The sequence below is a fragment of the Streptomyces sp. NPDC003034 genome (assembly GCF_053591375.1).
The window spans coordinates 149,673-169,162 of sequence record NZ_JBSFTS010000012.1; the positions used below are offsets into that span (position 1 = coordinate 149,673).

Here is a 19,490-nt window from a genome sequence, read left to right on the forward strand (position 1 = left end):
AGGGAGCGGGAAGCGATGCCGTACGAGGTCGAGAAGACGGACGAGCAGTGGCAGGCGGAGCTGACGCCGTCCGAGTACCAGGTGCTGCGCCTCGCGGGGACCGAGCCGGCCTTCCGGGGTGAGTACACCGACACCAAGACGGAGGGCGTCTACTCCTGCCGCGGCTGCGGGGCGGAGCTGTTCCGCTCGTCGGAGAAGTTCGAGTCGCACTGCGGCTGGCCCTCCTTCTTCGACCCGAAGGACAGCGAGGCCGTGGAGCTGATCGCGGACACCTCGCACGGCATGGTCCGTACCGAGGTGCGGTGCGCGAAGTGCGGCTCGCACCTGGGTCACGTCTTCGAGGGCGAGGGCTACCCGACCCCCACGGACCAGCGCTACTGCATCAACTCGATCTCCCTGCGCCTGACCCCCGCCGAAGGCGGGTAGGCGAGGCGCGGACGGGCGAGGGCGGCGCGGGGCCGGGAGTGGCCCCAGGCCGGACGGGGCGCGCGGGCGGGAGCGTCCGCGCGCGAGCGTCCGCACGGGGCGGGTGTCGCGGACCGGTGTCGGGGATGTAGCCGTTGGGTTCCGATCCGGTCACCGGCCTGCGAGACTGTGCCGCCGATACCACGTGCGGCAGGCGGAATACAGTTATCCGCTTCTGCGGTGTGGCTGGTTATGATCGGCACCCTCACATCCCGCCGAAGCCGGAGCGGTTGTCCCCCGGCCCGTCCCCAGGGCCGTACCCGTCCCGGCCGTTGGCTGCCCGTCCCCGCCTTCCTCCCGCTCCCGAGGATCGATGTCTCCCATAGAACCAGCAGGTGCACCAGGGCAGTCGACACCCCGTCGACGGCGAACCGTGCGCCTGCGTACGCTGCTCATCTGGCTGGCGGTGGTCCCCACCGTGGCGATGGGCGCCCAAGTCGTACTGACCGCGGAGCGGTTGCTGGCGCAGTCGCGGCACCTGCGGGCGGACGTGGCCGCCGGCGAGCGGCTCGGCCCACCGCTGCACGGGCTCATGACCGGCATGCAGGCCGAGCGGGCGGCGACCGCCGCACGCTGGTCGGGCGCTTCGGTGTCCGACGACGACCTGCACGACCGGCGTGCGGCCACCGACCGGGCCGTGGCCGAGTTCCGCCGGCTGGCCACCGGTCCGGCCGGAGCCGAGCAGGTGGACCCCCACCTCGCGGAGGTCAACCGCCGCCTCGGCGACCTGGCCGCCCAGCGCGAACGCGCGGACGCCCGCAGCGCGGGCGCCGAGAGCACGACCGGCTACTACAGCGGCGTGATCGACCAGGTGATCCGCGTCTACCAGGAGGCGTTCAGCCACGCCGAGGACGCCGAGCTCACCCAGGAGAGCCGGCCGGTCGTCGCCATGCTGTCGGCCTCCGAGATGGTGGCGCGCGAGGACACGGTCCTCGCGCTGGCCGGGCCGTCCAGGGAACTGAGCCCCTCGGGATTCGACGAGTTCATCAGCGCCGTCGGCGCCCACCGGTACCTGTACGACGCATGGATCGTGCCCTACCTGCCCGCGGACGAACGGGAGTCCTACGAGCGGATCGCCGCCTCGCCCGAGTGGCAGACGAAGACCCGCATCGAGAACGCGATCGTCTCCGACCACAAGGACATCGACTCCGGCGTCAAGCTGCCCGCCGAGGTCGGCGGTTGGCGGGCAGCGTACGAGAAGTTCGCGGCGCGGCTCACCACGCTCAATGCCGAGCGGTCCCGGGGCGTGCTCGAACGCGGCGACGCCAAGGCCGAGGATCTGGAGACCGAGGTCGCCTGGCTGATCGCGGGAAGCGGCGGCGCGCTGCTGACCGTCGTGGTCGTCGTCGTGCTCACCACCCGCTCGGTGCTGCGCCGTCTGCGCGCGCTGCACGAACGCACGGTGAGCGTGGCCGAGGACACGCTGCCCGCCGTCGTAACCCGGCTCCAGCGCGGACAGCCCCTCGACGCCGGGCTGCTGCCGGTGGTGAGCGGCGACCAGGACGAGATCGGACGCATCAGCGACGCGTTCGCGCGGGTCGTCGCCGTGTCCGTGGACGGACACCGCCAGCTCGCGGACGAGCGCCACGGCTTCGGCATGTTCGCCGCGGGCATCGCCTCGCGCACCGGGAACCTCGTCAGCCGGCAGCTGAGCCTCACCGAAGACCTCCAGGACACCTTCGGCCATGACGAGGCGCTGCTCGCCCAGTTGATGCGGTCCGACCAGCTGACGGTGGGCATGCGGCGGCAGATCGAGAACCTGCTCATCCTGTCGGGCGGTGAGGTCCCCGACCCGCACACCGAACCCATGCGCGTCGCCGACCTGCTGCGCGAAGCCGCCGCGGAGGTCGAGGACTTCCGGCGCATCGAGCGGCAGGCCCTGGACGAGGCGAGCGTGGAACCGCGCGTCGTCAGCCAGATCAGCCACCTGCTGGCCGAACTGCTGGACAACGCCACCCGGTTCTCCCCGCCGAGGTCGAAGGTGGTCATTCGCGCCGAGATGGTGGCGGACGGGCTGTCGGTCGAGATCGAGGACCGCGGACCGCGGGTGACCCCCGCGAGCTACGAGGAGATGAACGGGCGACTGCACTCCGCCCCGCCGTTCTCCGTCCTCGCGCAGAACGCGCACCGGCTGGGCCTCTTCGTGGTCGGCCACCTCGCCGACCAGCTCCAGGCCACCGTCACCCTGCGCCGCTCCGTCTACGGGGGGACATCGGCCGTGGTGATCCTGCCCGGGGAACTGCTGGTACGGCCCGAGGGGGAGGCGCCGCGCCCGTCGGCGACGCCCGTCCCCGCGCCGGGCCTTCCCGCGCCGCGCCTCGCCGAAGAGCACGGGCCCGCGGAGAACCGGCCCGAAGAGCACGGGCCCGCAGAGCACAGACGCGAAGAGCACAGGCCCGCGGAGAACCGGCCCGAAGAGCGCGACTCGCAGGAGCGCAAGCCCGAGCTGGTGCTGCATACGGGTGCCGGGCTGCCGAGCCGCCGGACGCTCGAGCGCGTCCCCGACCGGCTGCACGAACGGACGCCCGCGCCCCCGGTGGCCACCGCCCCGGCGGCCCGGCCCGCGCCCCCGGCGGGCGGCGGGCGCCCGGCGCTGCCCGAGCGCGTCCCGCAGACCCACATCGCTGAGCAGCTCCGCGCGCCACGCGTACCGGAAACAGCCGTCGGCCAGGACCAGTCGACTCCCGAAGAGGTGGCCGACGCCTGGGCGGACTACGAGCAGGGGACCCAGACAGTGGAAGAAGAGCTCCGACAGGATCAGCCATGACTACTACGTCCAACTCCGCGACGTCCAGCGTGATCTACAGCGTCCTGGACAACAACCTGAGCAGGATCGCCGGCATCCAGGGCGCGGTGCTGCTGTCCAACGACGGCATCAAGCTCAGTGCCTACCTCCTCGACCAGCCCCAGGCGGAACGCATGGCCGCCGCGGCTTCCGGCATCGCCGCCACGATGAAGGCGATATCGCGGGAGGTCGACGGCGGCCGGGTCATCCGCCAGCTGGTCGAGATGGACGACCGCTACCTCTGCATCGTCGGCTGCGGAGAGGGGAGCACGCTCATCGTGGTGACGTCCCGCAAGGCGCGCCTCGGTGAGCTCGGCGGCGAGGCCGTGCGGACCGCCCAGGCGCTCGGTGAGTGGCTGAGCACCCCTGAGCGCGCCCAGCCGCCGAACTCGTAATGCCGGACGACGAGGCACAGCCGGTACGCCGCCGCCGGACGCGGCTGTACGCCCTCACCGACGGGCGTACGGCCGCACCCCACACCGTCCTTACCATGGACACGACCATCACGGCGGCGGTCGCCGAGGACGCCCGGGGCGGCCTGCCCAGCGAGTGGCAGGCCATCCTCGCCATGAGCGGGGAGCCGGGCGGCCGGGCGGTCGCCGAGATAGCGGCGCGGATGCACATCCGCCTCACCCCGATGACGCTCCTGCTCGGCGAACTCGCCGACCGCGGGCTGATCCACCACCGGCCGCCCCTGGAAGGGGCCGAGACCACCAATGTCCACCTGCTCATGAGAATCAGGGACAACCTTGCCCGGATATGACACTCCTGCCCCGCAGGAAGCGGCCCCCGTCAAGATCCTCATCGCCGGGGGGTTCGGAGTCGGCAAGACGACCCTGGTGGAGACGATCTCCGAGATCGAGCCCCTGCGTACGGAGGAGCGGCTGACGGCCGCGGGTGTCGGCGTCGACGACCTCGACGGCATCGAGTCCAAGACGCTCACCACCGTCGCGATGGACTTCGGCCGGGTCACCCTCACCGACGCCGGAGTCGTCCTCTACCTGTTCGGCACGCCCGGCCAGGAGCGCTTCTGGTTCATGTGGGACGACCTGCTGAACGGGGCGCTGGGGGCGATCGTGCTGGTCGACACGCGACGACTCGACCGGAGTTTCCCGGCCGTCGACTTCTTCGAGAGCCGCGGCCTGCCCTTCGTGGTCGGCGCGAACTGCTTCAACGGCGAACAGCTGTACACGGCGCAGGAGATCGGAGCGGCGCTGCACCTGCGGGACCCGGGCACGCCCGTCCTCATGCTCGACGCCCGCTCGCGCGAGGACGTCCGCGGCTCCCTGCTGGCCCTGCTCGACCTGCTCATCACCAGGACGCAGGCCCCGGCCAGCCCCGCGTACGGCTGATCCCCGCCACCGGCGCCGCCGCGGTCGTCGCGGCGGCGGGACCGGCCGGCGGAAAATGCGGGGCCCGGCGCCGCGCGCCGTGCGAGGCTGGCGGGCGCGTCGCGGGCGGTGCGAGGCTGGCGGGCGCGTCGCGGGCGGTGCCCCGGGCACCGCCCGTCGGGTCCGTCCTTCGCCAAGTCCCCTTCCGCACACCATGGGAGCGTCAGTGACACCGCCTCGCCTGACTCCGTTGTTGCAGCAGTTCGACTTCGCCCGTGAGCGTCTGACCGGCCGTATGTCCGGGCCGGTGATGGACAGCGGTGACGGTTCGCAAACGGCGGTCGGCCCCATGGGCGACGAGGAGTACTTCTGGGAGCCGGTGGCCGACTGCTGGTCGGTGCGGCGGCGTGCGGACGGGCCGGGTCCGCGCGCGACCCTCCTGGCGGGCGCCGGGCACTGGGGACGCGACGCCGCCTCCTACCCGCACCCCTGGCCGCCGCCCTTCACCACCATCGCCTGGCGCCTGAGCCACCTGAGCGAGATGCTGTCCCTCCGCGCCGATCACACGGCCGGCGGCCACCGGCTCACCCGGGCCGACCACCCCGTCAGCGGGGACGCGGCAGGGGCGGTCGCCGCCTTCGACGCCGCCGCCACGGCCTGGCGCAAGGCGCTGCTGAGCGTCGACGACGCCGCGCTCGACACCGTCGGATACTGCACCTATCCCCACGGCAGCGACGCCGAGGAGCCGTTCATCGACATCGTGTGGTGGGTCAACCAGGAAGTCCTGCACCACGGAGCCGAGATCGCCCTGATCCGCGATCTGTACCGCGCCCGAGGACGCTGACCGCCCGCCAAGCCCGCCAAGCCCGCCAAGCCCGCCAAGCCCGCCCAGTCCGCGCGCGGTCAGGTACCCCGGTCCGTGGCGGCCACCGAGGCCGTGTAGTCGGCCAGGGTCCGGCGCGGGGACCAGCCCTGGGCCCGCGCCCGGCTCAGGTCCAGCACCACCGAGTGGGCCAGCTGGTCGACCGCGTAGCGGCTGAGGGCCGGTTCCGCGCCGGTGAGGCGGGCGAGGGCCTCGGCCGCCCGGGCGGCCGTACGGGCCACCGGCAGGGGCAGGTGGCGGATGCGGGCCGTGACACCGTGGGCCCGCAGGACCTCCCGTACGGCGGCGTCCCGGGCGTACGGCTCCGCGTCGGCCACGTTGTAGGCGCCCGGGGCCCAGCCGGCCGCCGACAGAGCCGCGTCGGCGAGGTTCTCCACCGCCGTCAGGCTCAGCCGCACGTCCGGTCCCGGGAGCGCCAGGGTCCCGGCCCGCACCCGGGAGAGCAGCCGGGGCAGCAACTGGGTGTCGCCGGGGCCGTAGACGGCCCGCGGCCGCAGCACCACCGCGCCTGCGGCCAGGGCGAGGGCCTCGCCCGCCGCCTTGGTACGGCCGTAGGCGTTCAGCTGGCCGGTGCGCGGATGGTCCTCGCCGATCAGCCCGCGGCCCCGGCGCGGATCGTAGACGCTGGCGCTGCTGATCCACACCACGGGCCGGCCGCCCGCGGCGTCCAGCAGCCGGGCGGCGCCGTCCACGTTCACGGCCCGCATCCGGGCCTCGGCCGCCGAGCCGGGCGGCGGATCGCCGACCGCCGCCGCGCAGTGCACCACGAGGTCGGCCCCGGACAGGTCCGGCGCGCCGGCGGCCGCGTCCCAGGAGCGGTGCTCCCCGGTCGGGCCGGGCCTGCGGCCCACGGACACCACGTCCGCCCCGCCGGCGGCGGCCGCCCGGGCCACGTGCCCGCCGCAGAAGCCGCTCGCCCCGGTGACGACGATCCGCGGCCGGTCCGTACGGGCCCTCACGCGCCGGCCCGCACGGTCAGGCGGCGCCAGCCCGGCAGGGCGGCCCCGCGGTCCACGCGCGCCCGCGCCACCACCGGTCGGTGCGGGGCCAGCGCCCCCAGCACGTCGGTGAGCTGTACGCGGGCCAGCCGCGCCCCCGGACAGACGTGCGGGCCGGCGCCGAAGACCAGGTGGGCGGTGGCAGGGCCGGCCGGTTGGCGGGCGTCCGGGTCACGCCGGTGCGCCTCGGCCGCGTGGCGCGCCACCAGCAGCAGCCGGTCGCCGCCGCGCACCGGGCAGCCGCCGATGGCACCGTCCGCGGCGGCCACCCGCGGCAGCAGCGGCGAGGCCGCGGTCACCCGCAGCAGTTCGTCGGCCAGCACCGGGCGCAGCTCCGGGTCGGCGGCCTGGTCCCACAGGCCGGCGTCGGCGCACCACGCCACGGCCCGGGGCAGCGCGGCCACGGTGGTGTTGACGGCGGCCACCGCCACCATGGCGGCCAGGGCGTCGCCGGCCTGGCCGGGGCTGCCCAGCAGCAGCCGGAGCCGGTCGGCGGCCCGGGCGGCGGCGGCCTCGGCGCGCGGGCGGCGCGGGCCGGGCAGATGGCTGCGGACGGAGGCGGCCGCGGCCTCGGCGGCGGCCTCCGCGACGGCCGCGGGATCGGCGGCGCAGTCCAGCAGCGCGCACACCACCGACCCGGCCAGCTCCCGCGCGAGCTCCACGAGGTCCACCTCGGCGCCCCGGGCGAGCGGCGCGAGCCGGCGTACAAGCAACGGCTGCCACACCGCCCGCAGTTGCTCCACCCCCGCCGCGCCGAGCCGGTCCGCCAGGCCGCGCCGGTCGGCCCGGTGGCCGCCGCCGTCCTGGTCGAACAGCACCCCGCCGCCCGGCGTATGCGTGCCACCGGACAGCGCGGTGCGCGCCGCGGCGCCCGTGGTACCGGCCGCCGTCCGGTCCAGCGGCAGCCGGGTCAGCGCCTCCCGGTAGGCGTCCGCGTCATGGACGAGCAGGCTGCGGCCGAGTCTGCGGACGGGTCGGCCCCGCGTGGCGGCTAGCAGCCCGAACAGCAGGGGATGACCGTACAGGTACACCAGGCGGTCCCGGCGGCGGGCCCGTCGCCGGGCGGGATCCGAACGCGTCACGCGTGCACCTCCGTGCGATCGGCGGACCGGCGGCGCCGGCCCGGTGGCGGGGTCCTTCGAAGGGCCCGCGCGGTGGTCGGGCAGAGGGGGCGGGCCGCGGCGCGGCGGCCAGGGCGCGTCATACCCGTACGCCGAGGCGTCGCGCCGCCAGGGCTGCTGCCGCCGCCCGGTCCGGTTTGCGGGACCGGCCGGACAGCGGGATCCGCGCGAACAGCACCGCGTCGGGCCGCGCCGTGCCCATCCGCCCGATCGGCCCCGACAGGGCGGCGCGCAGGACCGGTTCGGCGGCGCCGCGCCGCGGCTGTACGACGGCCACGAGCCGTTCGTCCCCGTCGCCCGCCGGAACCCCGACGAGCAGGGCCAGTTCCACGCCCGGAACCTGCAGCGACGGCTCGTACAGACCTGGGTAGATGTTCTCCGCCCGCCGCAGCACCATGTCCTTGCACCGGCCTTCGAGGACGATCCGGCCGGCTCCGTCCAGCCGCGCCCGGTCTCCCGTACGCACCCACGGGTCCGGCTCCTCGCCGAGGTAGCGGTCGCGGGCCGCGGCTCCGGCGAGCAGCAGCTCCCCGTCGGCGTCGGGCTTGGCGAGGACGCCCGGCAGCGGGGCCCCGACCAGGTCCCCGGTGCCTTCGAAGGCGGCCTTCTCCCGGGCCTCCACCGCGGCGGCGGGGAACAGCTCGGTCAGCGCGTACACCCCCCACGCCTCCTCGGCGCCCGCGGCGCGCACGCGTTCCAGCAGCCCGGCGCCGGCGGGCGCCGAGCCCGTCCACACCCGCCCGTGGAAGCGGGCTCCCGCGCCCAGGGCGTCCCGCAGCTGGGGCGGGGTCAGATAGGTGCCCTGGGGGCGCAGCCGGTGCAACTGGCGGGCCAGGACCCGCGGGTCGCGGGCCGGGAGGGCCACCGGGGCGCCGCCCGTGAGCGACGGGACGAGGACGAAGAAGGTGCCGCCCACGACCGGCTGACCGGGCCGCGGGTCGAAGAGGGAGGCGACCGTGGTCATCCCGGCGGCCAGGCCGGCCCGGGTGTGGACCACGGCACGCGGCCGGGAGGTGGTCCCGGAGGTGAAGACGATCACCGCGTCGCCGTCCGCGTCCCCGTGCACGGGGACGCCCTGCCGCGGCGCGGCCCGGTCCAGGGAGGGCGCGCAGCCCGGCAGCCGGGGCCCGACGGTCGCCACCGGCCCCAGCCCCGCCAGGTCCGGCAGCGCGAGCCCCGCCCGGCGCGCCAGCGGCCGGGCCCAGCCCGCCACCGCCTGCGCGGCCGCGTCGGCGAGCACGAGCGAGGGGCGGGCCAGGGCGAGCCGGGCGCGCAGCACGTCGGGACCCGCGCCGGGGTCGAGCACCGCTCCGCACAGCCCGAGCCGCCACAGCGCGAGCAGGACGGCGAGCGCCCGCGGCCCCGGCCGTACGGCGACACCGACCGTGTCACCGGCACGCAGCCCGCGCGCGTGCAGCGCGGCGGCGAAGGCGTCGGAAAGTTCGGCGAGTTCGCCGCGGGTGGCGCGGACCCGGGTGGCGCCCGTACGGGTCGAGGTGAGGACGGCGGGCAGCTCGGGGCGGCCGCGCAGCGCGTGGTCGAGTCGGTCGAGCATCAGCGCGGATCAGCCCCCCGCGCACCGCTGCCCTGGTCGAGGTACCAGCGGGCGGTGCCCGTGATCCCGTACGCCCGCAGCCGTCGCGTCGAGTTCTCCACGACCATGTCCCGGCAGTGCGTGATGCGGTCGGTGTGGCGGCGTACGGCGTTGAGGAAGAGCCGGTCGGTCGGGGAGGGGCGCCGGGGCATGCCGCCGACGGCGAGGTACAGCTCGGCGGTGATGGCCATGTTGTTCCCCGCGTGCATGCGGTAGGCGGCCCGGTAGCCGTTGCGGCGGGCGTGCCGGGGCCGCAGGCGGCCGAAGAGCGCGGCGAGGGCCACGAGGACGGCGAAAACGGCCCGGCCGAGGGGCCCGTGCTCGTCGCGGCGGGCGGTGATCCGCCCGCACACCAGGCCGGGGTTCTTGGTGAGGGCGGCCCGCGCGGCGCCCGTCCAGCCGGGCCGGGGCAGGCAGTCGGCGTCGGTGCGGGCGAGCAGGGCGGCGCCCCGGTCGATCGCGTACCGGAAGCCGGTGTCCACGGCGGAACCGACGCCCTTCTCCGGCTCCTCGATCACCTCCACCGGGAAGGGCGCGGCGGCGGCGAACTCACGGGCGATGTCCCCGGTGGCGTCCCCTGACGCGTTGTCGACGACCAGCAGCGTGAAGTCCCGGTCCCGCTGGGCGGCGAGGGCCCGCAGCGTGCCGGCGAGGCGGGCCTCTTCCCGGTGGGCGGGCACGATCACCCACATCGGCCGGCTCACGCCTTCTCCCAGACCATCGTCATGATGCTGATGCCGCCGCCGAGGCCCACGAACAGCACGCGTTCCCCCGGCTCCAGCCCGCCGAAGATCCGGTCCAGCTGCACGCCGATGCTGGCGCTCGCGATGTTGCCGAGCTCGGGCACGGTCACCACCAGCTTCTCGGCCGGCACCCCGGTCAGCTCCGCGAACCGCTCCAGGTACGGCACCGTCACCTGGTGCACGAGCACCTTGGCGAAGCCGTCCCAGTCCATCCCGGTCCGGTGCAGCGTCCGGTCGATGACCGCGGTGCCCATCTTCTCGAAGACGCCGCGCAGTTCGTGCCCGTCGCCGCGGAAGTAGGTGTACGCGTCCCCGCGCGGGTGTCGTGAGCCGCCACCCGGAATGCCTCCGACCTCCCAGTGCTCGGAGTGGGTCTCGGTGTCCACGTCGAGGATCCCGCCCCGCTCCACCGCCTCCACGACGACGGCGGCCCCCGCGTCGCCGAAGGTGTAGCCGGCGAAGCCGTCGCGGAGCTCCGCGAAGTCGGCCGGGGAGGTCCGCACGGCCCGGCTCGGGGTCTCGCCGGTGACCACCAGGGCCCGGCGCGCCCGCCCGGCGAGGATCATGGACCGGGCGAGGTCGATTCCGTTGATGAAGCTGTTGCAGGCGTTGGTGACGTCGAGGGCGTGGGCCCGCGAGCCGAGCTCCGCCTGCACGATGTGGGCCGTGGCCGGCTCGGCCATGTCGCGGGAGGCGGAGGCGAAGAGCAGCAGGTCTACGTCGAGCGGGCTGAGCCCGGCGGCCGCCAGCGCCCGCCGTCCGGCGCCCACGGCGAGGGTGGAGGCGTATACGCCGTCCCCCGCGACGCGACGGGAGACGATGCCGGTGGCCTGCGTCAGCAACCGCGGGGGCAGCGTCAGTCCACTGCGGAGCGCCACCTCCCGCTGGAGGCGGTCCGAGGACAGCACCTCCTCGGGCAACAGGCTGCCGACGGCGGTTATCCCGGCGCGCGGCAGCGGATCACACGGCTGAATGAACATGTCCACACCATGGCAAGGCGCGGGCTGCCGGGCCTGAGTACGGATGCTCAGATCGTCGCCCGGGGTGGTGAGTAGGAGGTCGTGTCCCGCGCCGACGGTGACGGCCGGGGCGCTGTCCTGTGCACCTGTACTCATGTGCTGCTGTGCTCCTGTGCTTCGGGCGCCGATATTCTGCACGACGTGATCAACTCGTCTGCGGGACTGGACGATGCCGGCGTCGCGATGGCCGCGGCACGCGCCGGCGCGGACGTCGTGCACGCCGTGTACGGCCGGCGGCTCGCCCGCACCGACAAGGGCGCCGGGGACTTCGCCACCGCCGCCGATGTCGAAGCCGAGAAGGCGATCCTCGGCGTCATCCGTGCCGCTCGACCCCATGATGCGGTGCTCGGTGAGGAGGGCGGGCAGCAGGGTGCCGCCGGGGCCGTGCGCCAGTGGCTGGTGGACCCGCTGTGCGGCACGCTGAACTACGCCGTCGGCGCCATGCTGGTGGCCGTCAACGTGGCGCTGCGCGACGGGGCGGCAGCCGTGGCCGACCCGTTCAGCGGCGAGGTCTTCTTCACCGACGGTGTGAGCGCCCGGGTCCGGCAGGGCGGGGCCGATGCGCGGCTGCGACCCACCTCGGCCACCCGGCTGGTGGATGTCAACCTGGACCCGCCCTTCCCGAGCGCGCCCGGTTTCCGGGCCGTGGACCTGCTGGCCCACCACGGGTTCGCCGAGCGGTTCCGGCCGCGGGTCGTGTCGACGACGCTGGCGTTGGCCTGGGTCGCCGCGGGCAAGCGCGCCGCGTACGTCAACGACGGCCGCCCGACCCTCTCGCGCCGCCCCGCCCGGCAACGAGCTTAGTTCCGCGGTCTGTTGCGCGGTGAGGGGTTGCCCGTACCGTTTCTCCGGCGGCCGCAGGAGCGGCCGCAGAGCGCGCTTCAAGCCCCGGCCGGTATGCCGTGGGACAGGCCCGCAGTCATGACCCACGGCAGGCCCGGCAGGCTCCGGGCCGACCCGGCCGCCGGCGGCGCGCTCTTCGTTCTCCGGTTGTACGGCGCGTCGTCACGAACCGCTCTCCGTCCGGTACCCCGGGACCGCTGTCCTTGGGGCGCCCCTCGACTCCTCCCTCACCCCCCAGAGGTCGTCACTCCATGACTGAACTCAATCGCCGCAGGTTCCTGCAGATCGCCGGCGGCACCGCCGCCGTCGCGATGCTGAACGAGAGCATCGCGCGGGCGGCCGCCATCACGGCGCAGGGCAGCACGGGAACCATCCAGGACATCGAGCACATCGTCGTCCTCATGCAGGAGAACCGTTCCTTCGACCACTACTTCGGCGCGATGAAGGGCGTCCGGGGCTTCGGTGATCCGAGGCCGGTCCTCCAGGACAACGGCAAGTCGGTCTTCCACCAGTCCAACGGGACGAAGGACATCCTCCCCTTCAACCCGGACGTCGAGGACTTGGGCATGCAGTTCCTGGAGGGGCTCAACCACGACTGGGCCGGCGGCCAGCAGGCGTACAACAAGGGCAAGTACGACAAGTGGGTCCCGGCCAAGACGGCCAAGACCATGACCTACCTGAAGCGCGAGGACATCCCCTTCCACTACGCGCTCGCCGACGCCTTCACAATCTGCGACGCCTACCACTGCTCCTTCATCGGCGCCACCGACCCCAACCGCTACTACATGTGGTCGGGTTATACGGGCAACGACGGTGTGGGCGGCGGCCCGGTCCTCGGCAACCAGGAGCTCGGCTACGGCTGGAAGACGTACCCCGAGCGCCTGGAGGCGGCCGGGGTCTCCTGGAAGATCTACCAGGACATAGGCGACGGCCTGAACGCGGCCGGCCACTGGGGCTGGATCAACGACGCCTTCCGCGGCAACTACGGTGACAACTCGCTGCTGTACTTCAACACCTACCGCAACGCCCAGCCCGGCAGCGCCCTCTACGAGAAGGCCCGTACGGGCACCAACGCCAAGGCCGGTGACGGCTACTTCGACCGCCTGCGCGCGGACGTCGTGAACGGCACCCTCCCGCAGGTGTCCTGGATCACCGCCCCCGAGGCGTTCAGCGAGCACTCGAACTGGCCGTCCAACTTCGGCGCCTGGTACATCTCGCAGGTCCTCGACTCCCTGACCGCGAACCCGGCCGTGTGGGCGAAGACGGCCCTGTTCATCACCTACGACGAGAACGACGGCTTCTTCGACCACGTGGTGCCCCCGTACCCGCCGGCCTCCTCAGCCTGGGGCCTGTCCACGGCGCCCGTCTCCGGCGACCTGTACCAGGGAGGCGGCGGCTACGCGGCCGGCCCCTACGGGCTCGGCCCGCGCGTCCCGATGATCGTCGTCTCCCCGTGGAGCAAGGGCGGCTACGTCTGCTCCGAGACCTTCGACCACACCTCCCTGATCCGTTTCATGGAGAAGCGGTTCGGCGTGCGCGAGCTCAACATCTCCCCGTGGCGCCGCGCGGTGTGCGGCGACCTGACCTCGGCCTTCGACTTCAGCCGGGCGGACGCCGCCCCCGCCGTGCTGCCCTCCACCGCCGGGTACGTCCCACCGGACAAGAACCGCCACCCGGACTACGTTCCCACCGTGCCGGCCACCGGCACCCTCCCGAAGCAGGAGGCGGGCTCCAAGCCGACGCGGGCCCTGGGCTACCACCCGTACGTGGACGGCAAGGCGACGCCCTCCACCGGCCAGTTCACCCTCACGTTCGCCGCCGGACCGGCCCTCGGCGCCCACTTCCACACCACCTCGGGCAACCGTACGGACGGCCCCTGGCCGTACACCGTGGAGGCGGGCAAGACCCTGTCGGACACCTGGAGCACCAGCGGCTCCACCGGCAACCAGATCAACCTCACGGCCTGGGGGCCCAACGGCTTCCTGCGCACCTGGAAGGGCCCGGCGAAGAAGGCCGGCCCCGAGGTCAGGGCCCGCCACGTCCCCGCCACCGGCAACCTGGCGCTGACCCTGAGCAACTCCGGCGCGACAGCGGTCACCCTCACGGTGACCAACGCCTACGGCGGCGCGGCCCAGACCTTCAAGGTCCTGGCCGGCGGGACGGTCTCCCACACGGTCGACCTCCGCGCCAGCTCCCGCTGGTACGACGTCCAGGTGGTCTCCGACGCCGACCGGACCTTCCTGCGCCGCTTCGCGGGCCACGTCGAGACGGGCGCCCCGGGCGTTTCGGACCCGGCGATCCGGACGGTCTGACGCGGATCCTCCCCCGGAACCGGGAACGCGCCCCGGCACCGGGAACGCGGAAAAGCCCGTGGGGTACGAGGAAGACCTCGTACCCCACGGGACCGAAAGGGTGAGTGACGGGACTTGAACCCGCGGCCACCTGGACCACAACCAGGTGCTCTACCAACTGAGCTACACCCACCACGAAGGGCGGCGGACCACCGTTCGACGTGCACGCACAGCATAGCCGATCAGCGGGGTGGTCCAGCGACGCGTTATCGCGCCGGGGCGACCGCGGCCGTGGCCCGGGCCGCGGCGGCCGTGGCGTGCGCGACCGCGGCGGCGGCCAGGGCCCGCACCACGGGGTGCGGCCTCGTCCCGTCCCCGTGGAGTTCCGGCTGGAACAGCGTGGCGAGGAAGAAGGGGTGCCCGGGCAGCTCCGCGATCCGCACCTGACCGTCGTCGTCGTGCCCCGACAGCCGCAGCCCGTGCGCGGCCAGCGCCGGCAGGTGGCGCGGGGAGGGCCCGTAGTCGCAGTGGTAGCGCTCCATCGTCCGCTCCGCGCCGAGCGCGGACTCGGCGAGCGATCCCGGCTCGGCCCGTACGAGGCCCTCGTGCCCGACGAGCGGGCAGGTGAGCGGCGTGATCATCGGGTCCTCGGCCGCCGGGTCGTTCTCGGCGTGTGCGGCGCCCGCGAGCCCGCAGACGTTGCGGCCGTACTCCAGCAGGGCGTGCTGGAAGCCGCCGCAGGTGCCGAGGAACGCAATCCCCTCCTCCCGGGCCACGCGGATCGCTTCCAGGGCGCCCGCCTCACTGGCGTACGGGCTTCCGGGCGGCACCCAGACGGCATCGAAGCGGGCCAGCGCCCCGGAGGCCGCCTCGGCCGAGGCGGCGGCGGTGGGAATCCAGTAGGCGTCCAGGAGTCCGCCGTCTCGCAGCACATCGCCGCGCTCGAAGGCGATCTCCGGACCGGCCTGCTCACCCGGCGGCCCGTGGCCCCGACCCCGGCCGGAGTACGGCTGCTGGAACACGCCGGGCCGCTGCTGCTGCGGCTGGACGCGGCCCGGGCCGACGTGCTGCGGCTGGCCGCCGCCCCGCCCGGGCGGGTCACGCTCGCCGCGTCCCCGCTGGCCGTCGGGCCCCGGCTGCTGGCGGCCCTGCCCGCCACCGGCGTCACCCTGCGGGTGCTGCCCCCGGCCGAGGTGCCCGCGGCCGTCGCCACCGGGGACTGCGACCTCGGCCTCGTCGACGGACTGGCCGCGCCCAGCGATCCGCTGCGCCTGCCCGACCTGGCACCGCTCACCGTGACGGCCGTGGGGGAGGAGGAGCTGGCCGTACTGCTGCCCGCCGGGCATCCCTTCGCCGGCCGGGACGCGCTCCGGCTGGAGGACCTCGCCGACGCCCGCTGGCTCGACGCCCCCGAAGTGGGCCTGCCGCTCACCGCCGCCCGCACGGCCGTGCGCTACGACGGCACCGACCTGCGCGCCCTCTGCGCCCCGGCCGCAGCCGGGCACGGCCTTGTGCTGCTCCCGCGCGGCGTCGCCGAGGCAGCCGGGGCGGGGGTCGCCGTACCGCTGTCCGCGCCGCGCCTGCTGCACCGTACGAACTGCTCCCGCCCGGCGCCCCGGTCGGCGCGGCCGTTGCCCTCGCGGCACGGCTCACGGGAGGATCCCGTCATGACCTCCGACTTTGACCTCCTGCACACCGGACCCGCTTGCGGACCCGCTTCCGGCTCCGTCTCCGAGCCCGCGCCCTTCACCGCCGCCGACTACGCCGCGCGCATGGAGGCCGCCGCGCAGAGCGCCGCCGACGCGGGACTGGCGGGGCTGCTGATCGCCCCCGGCCCCGACCTCGCCCACCTCACCGGCTACCGGCCCACCGCCGAGACCGAGCGGCTGACCGTCCTCGTGCTCGCCGCCGGGCAGGAACCGGTGCTCGTCGTCCCCACCCTGGAGGCTCCCGACGCCGCCAAGGCCCCGGGGGCGCCGGCGCTCACCCTGCGGGATTGGGCCGACGGGAAGAACCCGTACACGGCCGCCGCCCCGCTGCTGGACGCCGGCGGGCGGTTCGGGGTGAGCGACAACACCTGGGCCCTGCACCTCCTCAATTTCCAGCGGCAGTTGCCGACGACCTCGTACGTGCCGCTCACCGACGCCCTGCCCATGCTGCGCGCGGTCAAGGACGAACGGGAACTGGAACGCCTCGCGGCGGCCGGAGCGGCCGCCGACGCCGCCTACGCGCAGATCCTCCACGTCCCCTTCGCCGGCCGCCGGGAGACCGACGTGGCGGCCGACCTCGCCGCCCTGCTCCGTGTACACGGCCATTCCCAGGTCGACTTCACCGTCGTCGGCTCCGGCCCCAACGGCGCGAACCCGCACCACGAGGCCGGCGACCGGGTGATCCGGCACGGCGACATGGTGGTGCTCGACTTCGGCGGCCTGCGCTACGGCTACGGCTCCGACATCTCCCGCACCGTGCACGTCGGCGAGCCCAGCGCCGAGGAACAGCGCGTCCACGACATCGTCCGCGAGGCCCAGCAGGCGGCCACCGCCGCGGTGCGGCCCGGCATCGCCTGCCAGGAGGTCGACCGGGCCGCCCGGGCGGTGATCACCGGGTTCGGCTACGGGGACCGCTTCATCCACCGCACCGGCCACGGCATCGGCGTCACCACCCACGAGCCCCCGTACATGGTGGAGGGCGAGGAACAGCCCCTCGTGCCCGGCATGTGCTTCTCGGTGGAGCCGGGCGTCTACCTGCCCGGCCGGTTCGGCGTCCGCATCGAGGACATCGTGACCGTCACCGAAGACGGCGTGCGCCGCCTCAACAACGCCCCGCGCGAGCTCGCCGTCGTCGAGTGACGAGCGACCCTCGCCCTACGGGCCGAGGATCACCGCCGACTCGGCCGGTACGTGGATCCGCCCGTCCGGGTGCGGGGGTTCGAGGGGCTCCCAGGCGGCCAGCACCCGTACACCGTTGGAGCCCAGCGCGATCGTCGCCGGATCGGGGGAGAGGTTCACGATCACCCGTACGTCACCGCGGCGGAAGGTGAGCCAGCGCCGCTCCTCGTCGTGGGCGACCCGGACCGACGCCAGGTCCGGGTCGCGCAGGTCCGGCTGGGTGCGGCGCAGCGAGACCAGCGTGCGGTACCAGGCCAGCAGCCGCGCGTGCGCGTCCTGCCCGGGCTCGTCCCAGTCCAGGCAGGACCGGTCCCGGGTGGCCGGGTCCTGCGGGTCCGGGATCTCCTCGGCCTTCCAGCCGTGCGCGGCGAACTCCCGGCGCCGGCCGGTGCGGACCGCCTCGGCGAGCTGCGGATCGCCGTGGTCGGTGAAGTACTGCCACGGCGTCCTCGCGCCCCACTCCTCGCCCATGAACAGCATCGGGACGAACGGCCCGGTCAGCGCCACGGTCGCCGCGCACGCCAGCAGCCCCGGGGAGAGGGAGGCGGCGAGCCGGTCGCCCAGCGCTCGGTTGCCGATCTGGTCGTGGGTCTGGGTGTAGCCGAGGAAGCGGTGGGCCGGGGTGCGCCGGTGGTCCACCGGCCGGCCGTGGCTGCGGCCGCGGAAGGAGGACCACGTCCCGTCGTGGAAGAAGACCCGGGTCATCGTCTTGGCGAGGGCGGCGATCGGAGCCGCGGCGAAATCACCGTAGTACCCCTGGGACTCGCCGGTCAGCGCGCAGTGCAGGGCGTGGTGGAAGTCGTCGTTCCACTGGGCGTGCAGGCCCAGGCCGTTGTCGGCGCGCGGGGTGGTGGTGCGCGGGTCGCACCGGTCGGACTCGGCGATCAGGAACAGCGGCCGGCCGGTCTCGGCCGCCAGCTCGTCCACGGCCGCCGCCAGCTCCTCCAGGAAGGTCAGCGCCCGGTCGTCGGCCAGCGCGTGTACGGCGTCCAGGCGCAGCCCGTCGATCCGGTAGTCGCGCAGCCAGGCCAGCGCGCTGCCGAGGAAGTACGCGCGCACTTCGTCGGAGCCCGGCGCGTCCAGGTTCACCGCCGAACCCCAGGGGGTGTGGTGGGTGTCGGTGAAGTACGGGCCGAAGGCGGGCAGGTGGTTGCCGGAGGGACCGAGGTGGTTGTGGACCACGTCCAGGACGACGCCCAGGCCGGCGGCGTGGGCCGCCTCCACGAACCGGGCGAGGCCGGCCGGGCCGCCGTACGGCTCGTGCACCGCCCACGGGGCGACCCCGTCGTACCCCCAGCCGTGACGGCCGGGGAAGGAGCAGACGGGCATCAGCTCCACGTGGGTGACACCCAGCGCGACGAGATGCCCGAGGCGGGCGGCCGCGGCGTCGAAGGTGCCCTCGGCGGTGAAGGTGCCGATGTGCAGCTCGTACAGGACCGCGTCCTGAAGCGGAACGCGCGGTGACGGCCCCTGAGGTGTCAGTGCGTCGAAATCGACCACGGCCGACAGTCCGTCGGGCCCGTCGGGCAGCCGCCGCCCGCGCGGGTCGGGCCGTACGACGGCGTCCGCCTCGGCGCCGTCCAGCAGGAACCCGTACCGCGCCCCGTCTTCAGCGGGGACGGCCACGACCCACCAGCCGTCCCGGCCGGGATCGCGAGCCATGTCGTATGTCGCGTCGTCGAGTCGCATGGCGACATGACCTGTCAGCGGTGCCCAGACCTCGAACTGCACGGACGGTCCCCTCGTCTCCGGCGGTGTGCCAGCATGCGTATCCTGCCCATCATTCCGGGCGGAGGGCGGGAGTTCTGGACACTCCGGCCCCGACGGGCCGACAATCACCCTGTGACGTCGAGTTTCGAGTTCCCCGCCTTCCCCGCCCCGCGGCTTTCCGACGCCGAGCGGGACGATGCGCTCGGCCGGCTCAGGGAGGGCGTGGCGGTCGGCAAGCTCTCCCAGGACACGTTTATCCGCCGGATGCAACTGGCCCTGGTCGCCCGCCGCCCCGAGGATCTCGCCGTCCTCACCGCCGACCTCGAAGGCCGGGCCGGCACCGAGGCCCCCTGGATCCGCAGGCTCTTCGCCTGGGTCGGCCGGGCCTCCGCCGTGACCGTGGGCGTCCGGCGGGCCTGGACCGCCGAGAGACTCCCGAAGCTGCTGCTCCCGCACCCGAGCGCGGCGGCCCTGCGGATCGGCCGCGACCCCGGCAACGGGCTGCGGCTCAGCCACGAGACCGTCTCCCGCGCGCATGCGGAGCTGCGCATGCGGGACGGCGTGTGGGTGCTGAAGGACCTCGGGTCCACCAACGGGACCACGGTCAACGGGCGCCGGGTGACCGGCTCGGCCGTGGTCCGGGACGGTGACCAGATCAGCTTCGGGAAGGTGAGCTTCCGCCTCGCGGCGAGCTGACCGGTGCGTTTCAAACGGACCTCCAGCCCCAGGGCGTGTCTTTCGGATCTTGCCGGGCAGCGTGGGCCCGGCCAAGATCACAGAGGCCGCGGATTCGCTGCGCTGGGCCGCGCGCGACCGGGC

General features: G+C 74.4%; 16 protein-coding genes, 1 tRNA gene and 2 pseudogenes. 11 read left to right on the top strand and 8 right to left on the bottom strand.

The genetic code is table 11. The annotated features are described in order from the left end of the window. Nucleotides 1-15: 15 nt before the first annotated feature. From msrB to ACWDX7_RS15375, 6 genes are all read left to right on the top strand, one after another. Nucleotides 16-426: a peptide-methionine (R)-S-oxide reductase MsrB gene (gene msrB, locus ACWDX7_RS15350; protein ID WP_451489745.1), complete on the top strand. Its 411-nt coding sequence runs from the start codon at nucleotides 16-18 to the stop codon at nucleotides 424-426. Between the two features lie 412 nt (nucleotides 427-838). Beyond that, nucleotides 839-3,232, top strand: a complete 2,394-nt coding sequence (locus ACWDX7_RS15355; RefSeq protein WP_451489744.1) for a sensor histidine kinase — start codon at nucleotides 839-841, stop codon at nucleotides 3,230-3,232. Further along, nucleotides 3,229-3,645 carry a roadblock/LC7 domain-containing protein gene (locus ACWDX7_RS15360; protein WP_451489743.1) on the top strand — a complete coding sequence of 139 codons (417 nt, stop codon included), beginning with the start codon at nucleotides 3,229-3,231 and terminating at the stop codon, nucleotides 3,643-3,645. Before ACWDX7_RS15355 ends, ACWDX7_RS15360 begins: the two co-directional genes overlap by 4 nt. After that, nucleotides 3,645-4,013, top strand: coding sequence for a DUF742 domain-containing protein (locus ACWDX7_RS15365; protein ID WP_451489742.1), 369 nt, complete (start codon nucleotides 3,645-3,647; stop codon nucleotides 4,011-4,013). Before ACWDX7_RS15360 ends, ACWDX7_RS15365 begins: the two co-directional genes overlap by 1 nt. Beyond that, nucleotides 4,000-4,602: a GTP-binding protein gene (locus ACWDX7_RS15370; RefSeq protein ID WP_451489741.1), complete on the top strand. Its 603-nt coding sequence runs from the start codon at nucleotides 4,000-4,002 to the stop codon at nucleotides 4,600-4,602. The genes ACWDX7_RS15365 and ACWDX7_RS15370 overlap by 14 nt, the downstream gene beginning before the upstream one ends. 193 nt (nucleotides 4,603-4,795) lie before the next feature. Next, the gene (locus ACWDX7_RS15375) at nucleotides 4,796-5,425 is read left to right on the top strand and encodes a DinB family protein (protein WP_451750705.1); all 630 of its coding nucleotides are present in this window, start codon (nucleotides 4,796-4,798) and stop codon (nucleotides 5,423-5,425) included. A 59-nt stretch (nucleotides 5,426-5,484) separates the two neighbouring features. Here the strand turns inward: ACWDX7_RS15375 and ACWDX7_RS15380 are convergent, their stop codons facing one another. The 5 genes from ACWDX7_RS15380 to ACWDX7_RS15400 form a co-directional block, all read right to left on the bottom strand. Further along, the gene (locus tag ACWDX7_RS15380) at nucleotides 5,485-6,423 is read right to left on the bottom strand and encodes an NAD-dependent epimerase/dehydratase family protein (protein ID WP_451489739.1); all 939 of its coding nucleotides are present in this window, start codon (nucleotides 6,421-6,423) and stop codon (nucleotides 5,485-5,487) included. Beyond that, nucleotides 6,420-7,544, bottom strand: coding sequence for a cytochrome P450 (locus ACWDX7_RS15385; protein WP_451489738.1), 1,125 nt, complete (start codon nucleotides 7,542-7,544; stop codon nucleotides 6,420-6,422). The genes ACWDX7_RS15380 and ACWDX7_RS15385 overlap by 4 nt, the downstream gene beginning before the upstream one ends. Nucleotides 7,545-7,662: 118 nt before the next feature. Beyond that, entirely contained in the window at nucleotides 7,663-9,138 is a 1,476-nt protein-coding gene (locus ACWDX7_RS15390; protein WP_451489737.1) for a class I adenylate-forming enzyme family protein, read from the bottom strand. After that, nucleotides 9,138-9,881, bottom strand: coding sequence for a glycosyltransferase (locus tag ACWDX7_RS15395; RefSeq protein WP_451489736.1), 744 nt, complete (start codon nucleotides 9,879-9,881; stop codon nucleotides 9,138-9,140). Before ACWDX7_RS15395 ends, ACWDX7_RS15390 begins: the two co-directional genes overlap by 1 nt. Then, on the bottom strand, nucleotides 9,878-11,035 hold the full coding sequence (locus tag ACWDX7_RS15400) for a 3-oxoacyl-ACP synthase III family protein (RefSeq protein ID WP_451489735.1): 1,158 nt from the start codon (nucleotides 11,033-11,035) through the stop codon (nucleotides 9,878-9,880). Before ACWDX7_RS15400 ends, ACWDX7_RS15395 begins: the two co-directional genes overlap by 4 nt. A 45-nt stretch (nucleotides 11,036-11,080) precedes the next feature. Here ACWDX7_RS15400 and ACWDX7_RS15405 point away from each other — a divergent pair. Together ACWDX7_RS15405 and ACWDX7_RS15410 are read left to right on the top strand one after the other, a co-directional pair. Next, nucleotides 11,081-11,701: pseudogene (locus ACWDX7_RS15405) on the top strand (inositol monophosphatase family protein); the annotation flags it as partial. 332 nt (nucleotides 11,702-12,033) lie between these two features. Beyond that, nucleotides 12,034-14,094 (top strand): phosphocholine-specific phospholipase C, encoded by a 2,061-nt coding sequence (locus tag ACWDX7_RS15410; protein ID WP_451489734.1) that lies wholly within the window; start codon nucleotides 12,034-12,036, stop codon nucleotides 14,092-14,094. A 99-nt stretch (nucleotides 14,095-14,193) separates the two neighbouring features. On the opposite strand, the gene ACWDX7_RS15415 is transcribed toward ACWDX7_RS15410, so the two are convergent. Together ACWDX7_RS15415 and ACWDX7_RS15420 are read right to left on the bottom strand one after the other, a co-directional pair. Beyond that, a tRNA-His gene (locus tag ACWDX7_RS15415) sits at nucleotides 14,194-14,266 on the bottom strand. Between the two features lie 73 nt (nucleotides 14,267-14,339). Beyond that, complete coding sequence (locus ACWDX7_RS15420; RefSeq protein ID WP_451489733.1) at nucleotides 14,340-15,095, bottom strand: CTP synthase C-terminal region-related (seleno)protein; 756 nt, start codon at nucleotides 15,093-15,095, stop codon at nucleotides 14,340-14,342. Between ACWDX7_RS15420 and ACWDX7_RS15425 the strand changes: the two are divergent. Together ACWDX7_RS15425 and ACWDX7_RS15430 are read left to right on the top strand one after the other, a co-directional pair. Further along, a pseudogene (locus ACWDX7_RS15425) lies at nucleotides 15,006-15,680 on the top strand (LysR substrate-binding domain-containing protein); the annotation flags it as partial. The gene ACWDX7_RS15420 and the pseudogene ACWDX7_RS15425 sit on opposite strands and share 90 nt — an antisense overlap. 165 nt (nucleotides 15,681-15,845) lie before the next feature. Beyond that, nucleotides 15,846-16,922 carry a M24 family metallopeptidase gene (locus tag ACWDX7_RS15430; protein WP_451489866.1) on the top strand — a complete coding sequence of 359 codons (1,077 nt, stop codon included), beginning with the start codon at nucleotides 15,846-15,848 and terminating at the stop codon, nucleotides 16,920-16,922. A gap of 15 nt (nucleotides 16,923-16,937) precedes the next feature. Here the strand turns inward: ACWDX7_RS15430 and treZ are convergent, their stop codons facing one another. Further along, nucleotides 16,938-18,692, bottom strand: coding sequence for a malto-oligosyltrehalose trehalohydrolase (treZ, locus tag ACWDX7_RS15435; RefSeq protein WP_451489732.1), 1,755 nt, complete (start codon nucleotides 18,690-18,692; stop codon nucleotides 16,938-16,940). A gap of 111 nt (nucleotides 18,693-18,803) precedes the next feature. Between treZ and ACWDX7_RS15440 the strand changes: the two genes are divergently transcribed. After that, the gene (locus tag ACWDX7_RS15440; protein ID WP_451489731.1) at nucleotides 18,804-19,367 is read left to right on the top strand and encodes an FHA domain-containing protein; all 564 of its coding nucleotides are present in this window, start codon (nucleotides 18,804-18,806) and stop codon (nucleotides 19,365-19,367) included. Nucleotides 19,368-19,490: the final 123 nt, after the last annotated feature.

Excerpts from the sequence above, each read along its gene's own strand:
- ACWDX7_RS15365 (WP_451489742.1), top strand. The coding sequence starts at position 3,645 with ATGCCGGACGACGAGGCACAGCCGGTACGCCGCCGCCGGACGCGGCTG.
- ACWDX7_RS15390 (WP_451489737.1), bottom strand. The coding sequence starts at position 9,138 with ATGCTCGACCGACTCGACCACGCGCTGCGCGGCCGCCCCGAGCTGCCC.
- ACWDX7_RS15400 (WP_451489735.1), bottom strand. The coding sequence starts at position 11,035 with ATGAGTACAGGTGCACAGGACAGCGCCCCGGCCGTCACCGTCGGCGCG.
- ACWDX7_RS15375 (WP_451750705.1), top strand. The coding sequence starts at position 4,796 with ATGGGAGCGTCAGTGACACCGCCTCGCCTGACTCCGTTGTTGCAGCAG.
- msrB (WP_451489745.1), top strand. The coding sequence starts at position 16 with ATGCCGTACGAGGTCGAGAAGACGGACGAGCAGTGGCAGGCGGAGCTG.
- ACWDX7_RS15410 (WP_451489734.1), top strand. The coding sequence starts at position 12,034 with ATGACTGAACTCAATCGCCGCAGGTTCCTGCAGATCGCCGGCGGCACC.
- ACWDX7_RS15360 (WP_451489743.1), top strand. The coding sequence starts at position 3,229 with ATGACTACTACGTCCAACTCCGCGACGTCCAGCGTGATCTACAGCGTC.
- ACWDX7_RS15430 (WP_451489866.1), top strand. The coding sequence starts at position 15,846 with ATGGAGGCCGCCGCGCAGAGCGCCGCCGACGCGGGACTGGCGGGGCTG.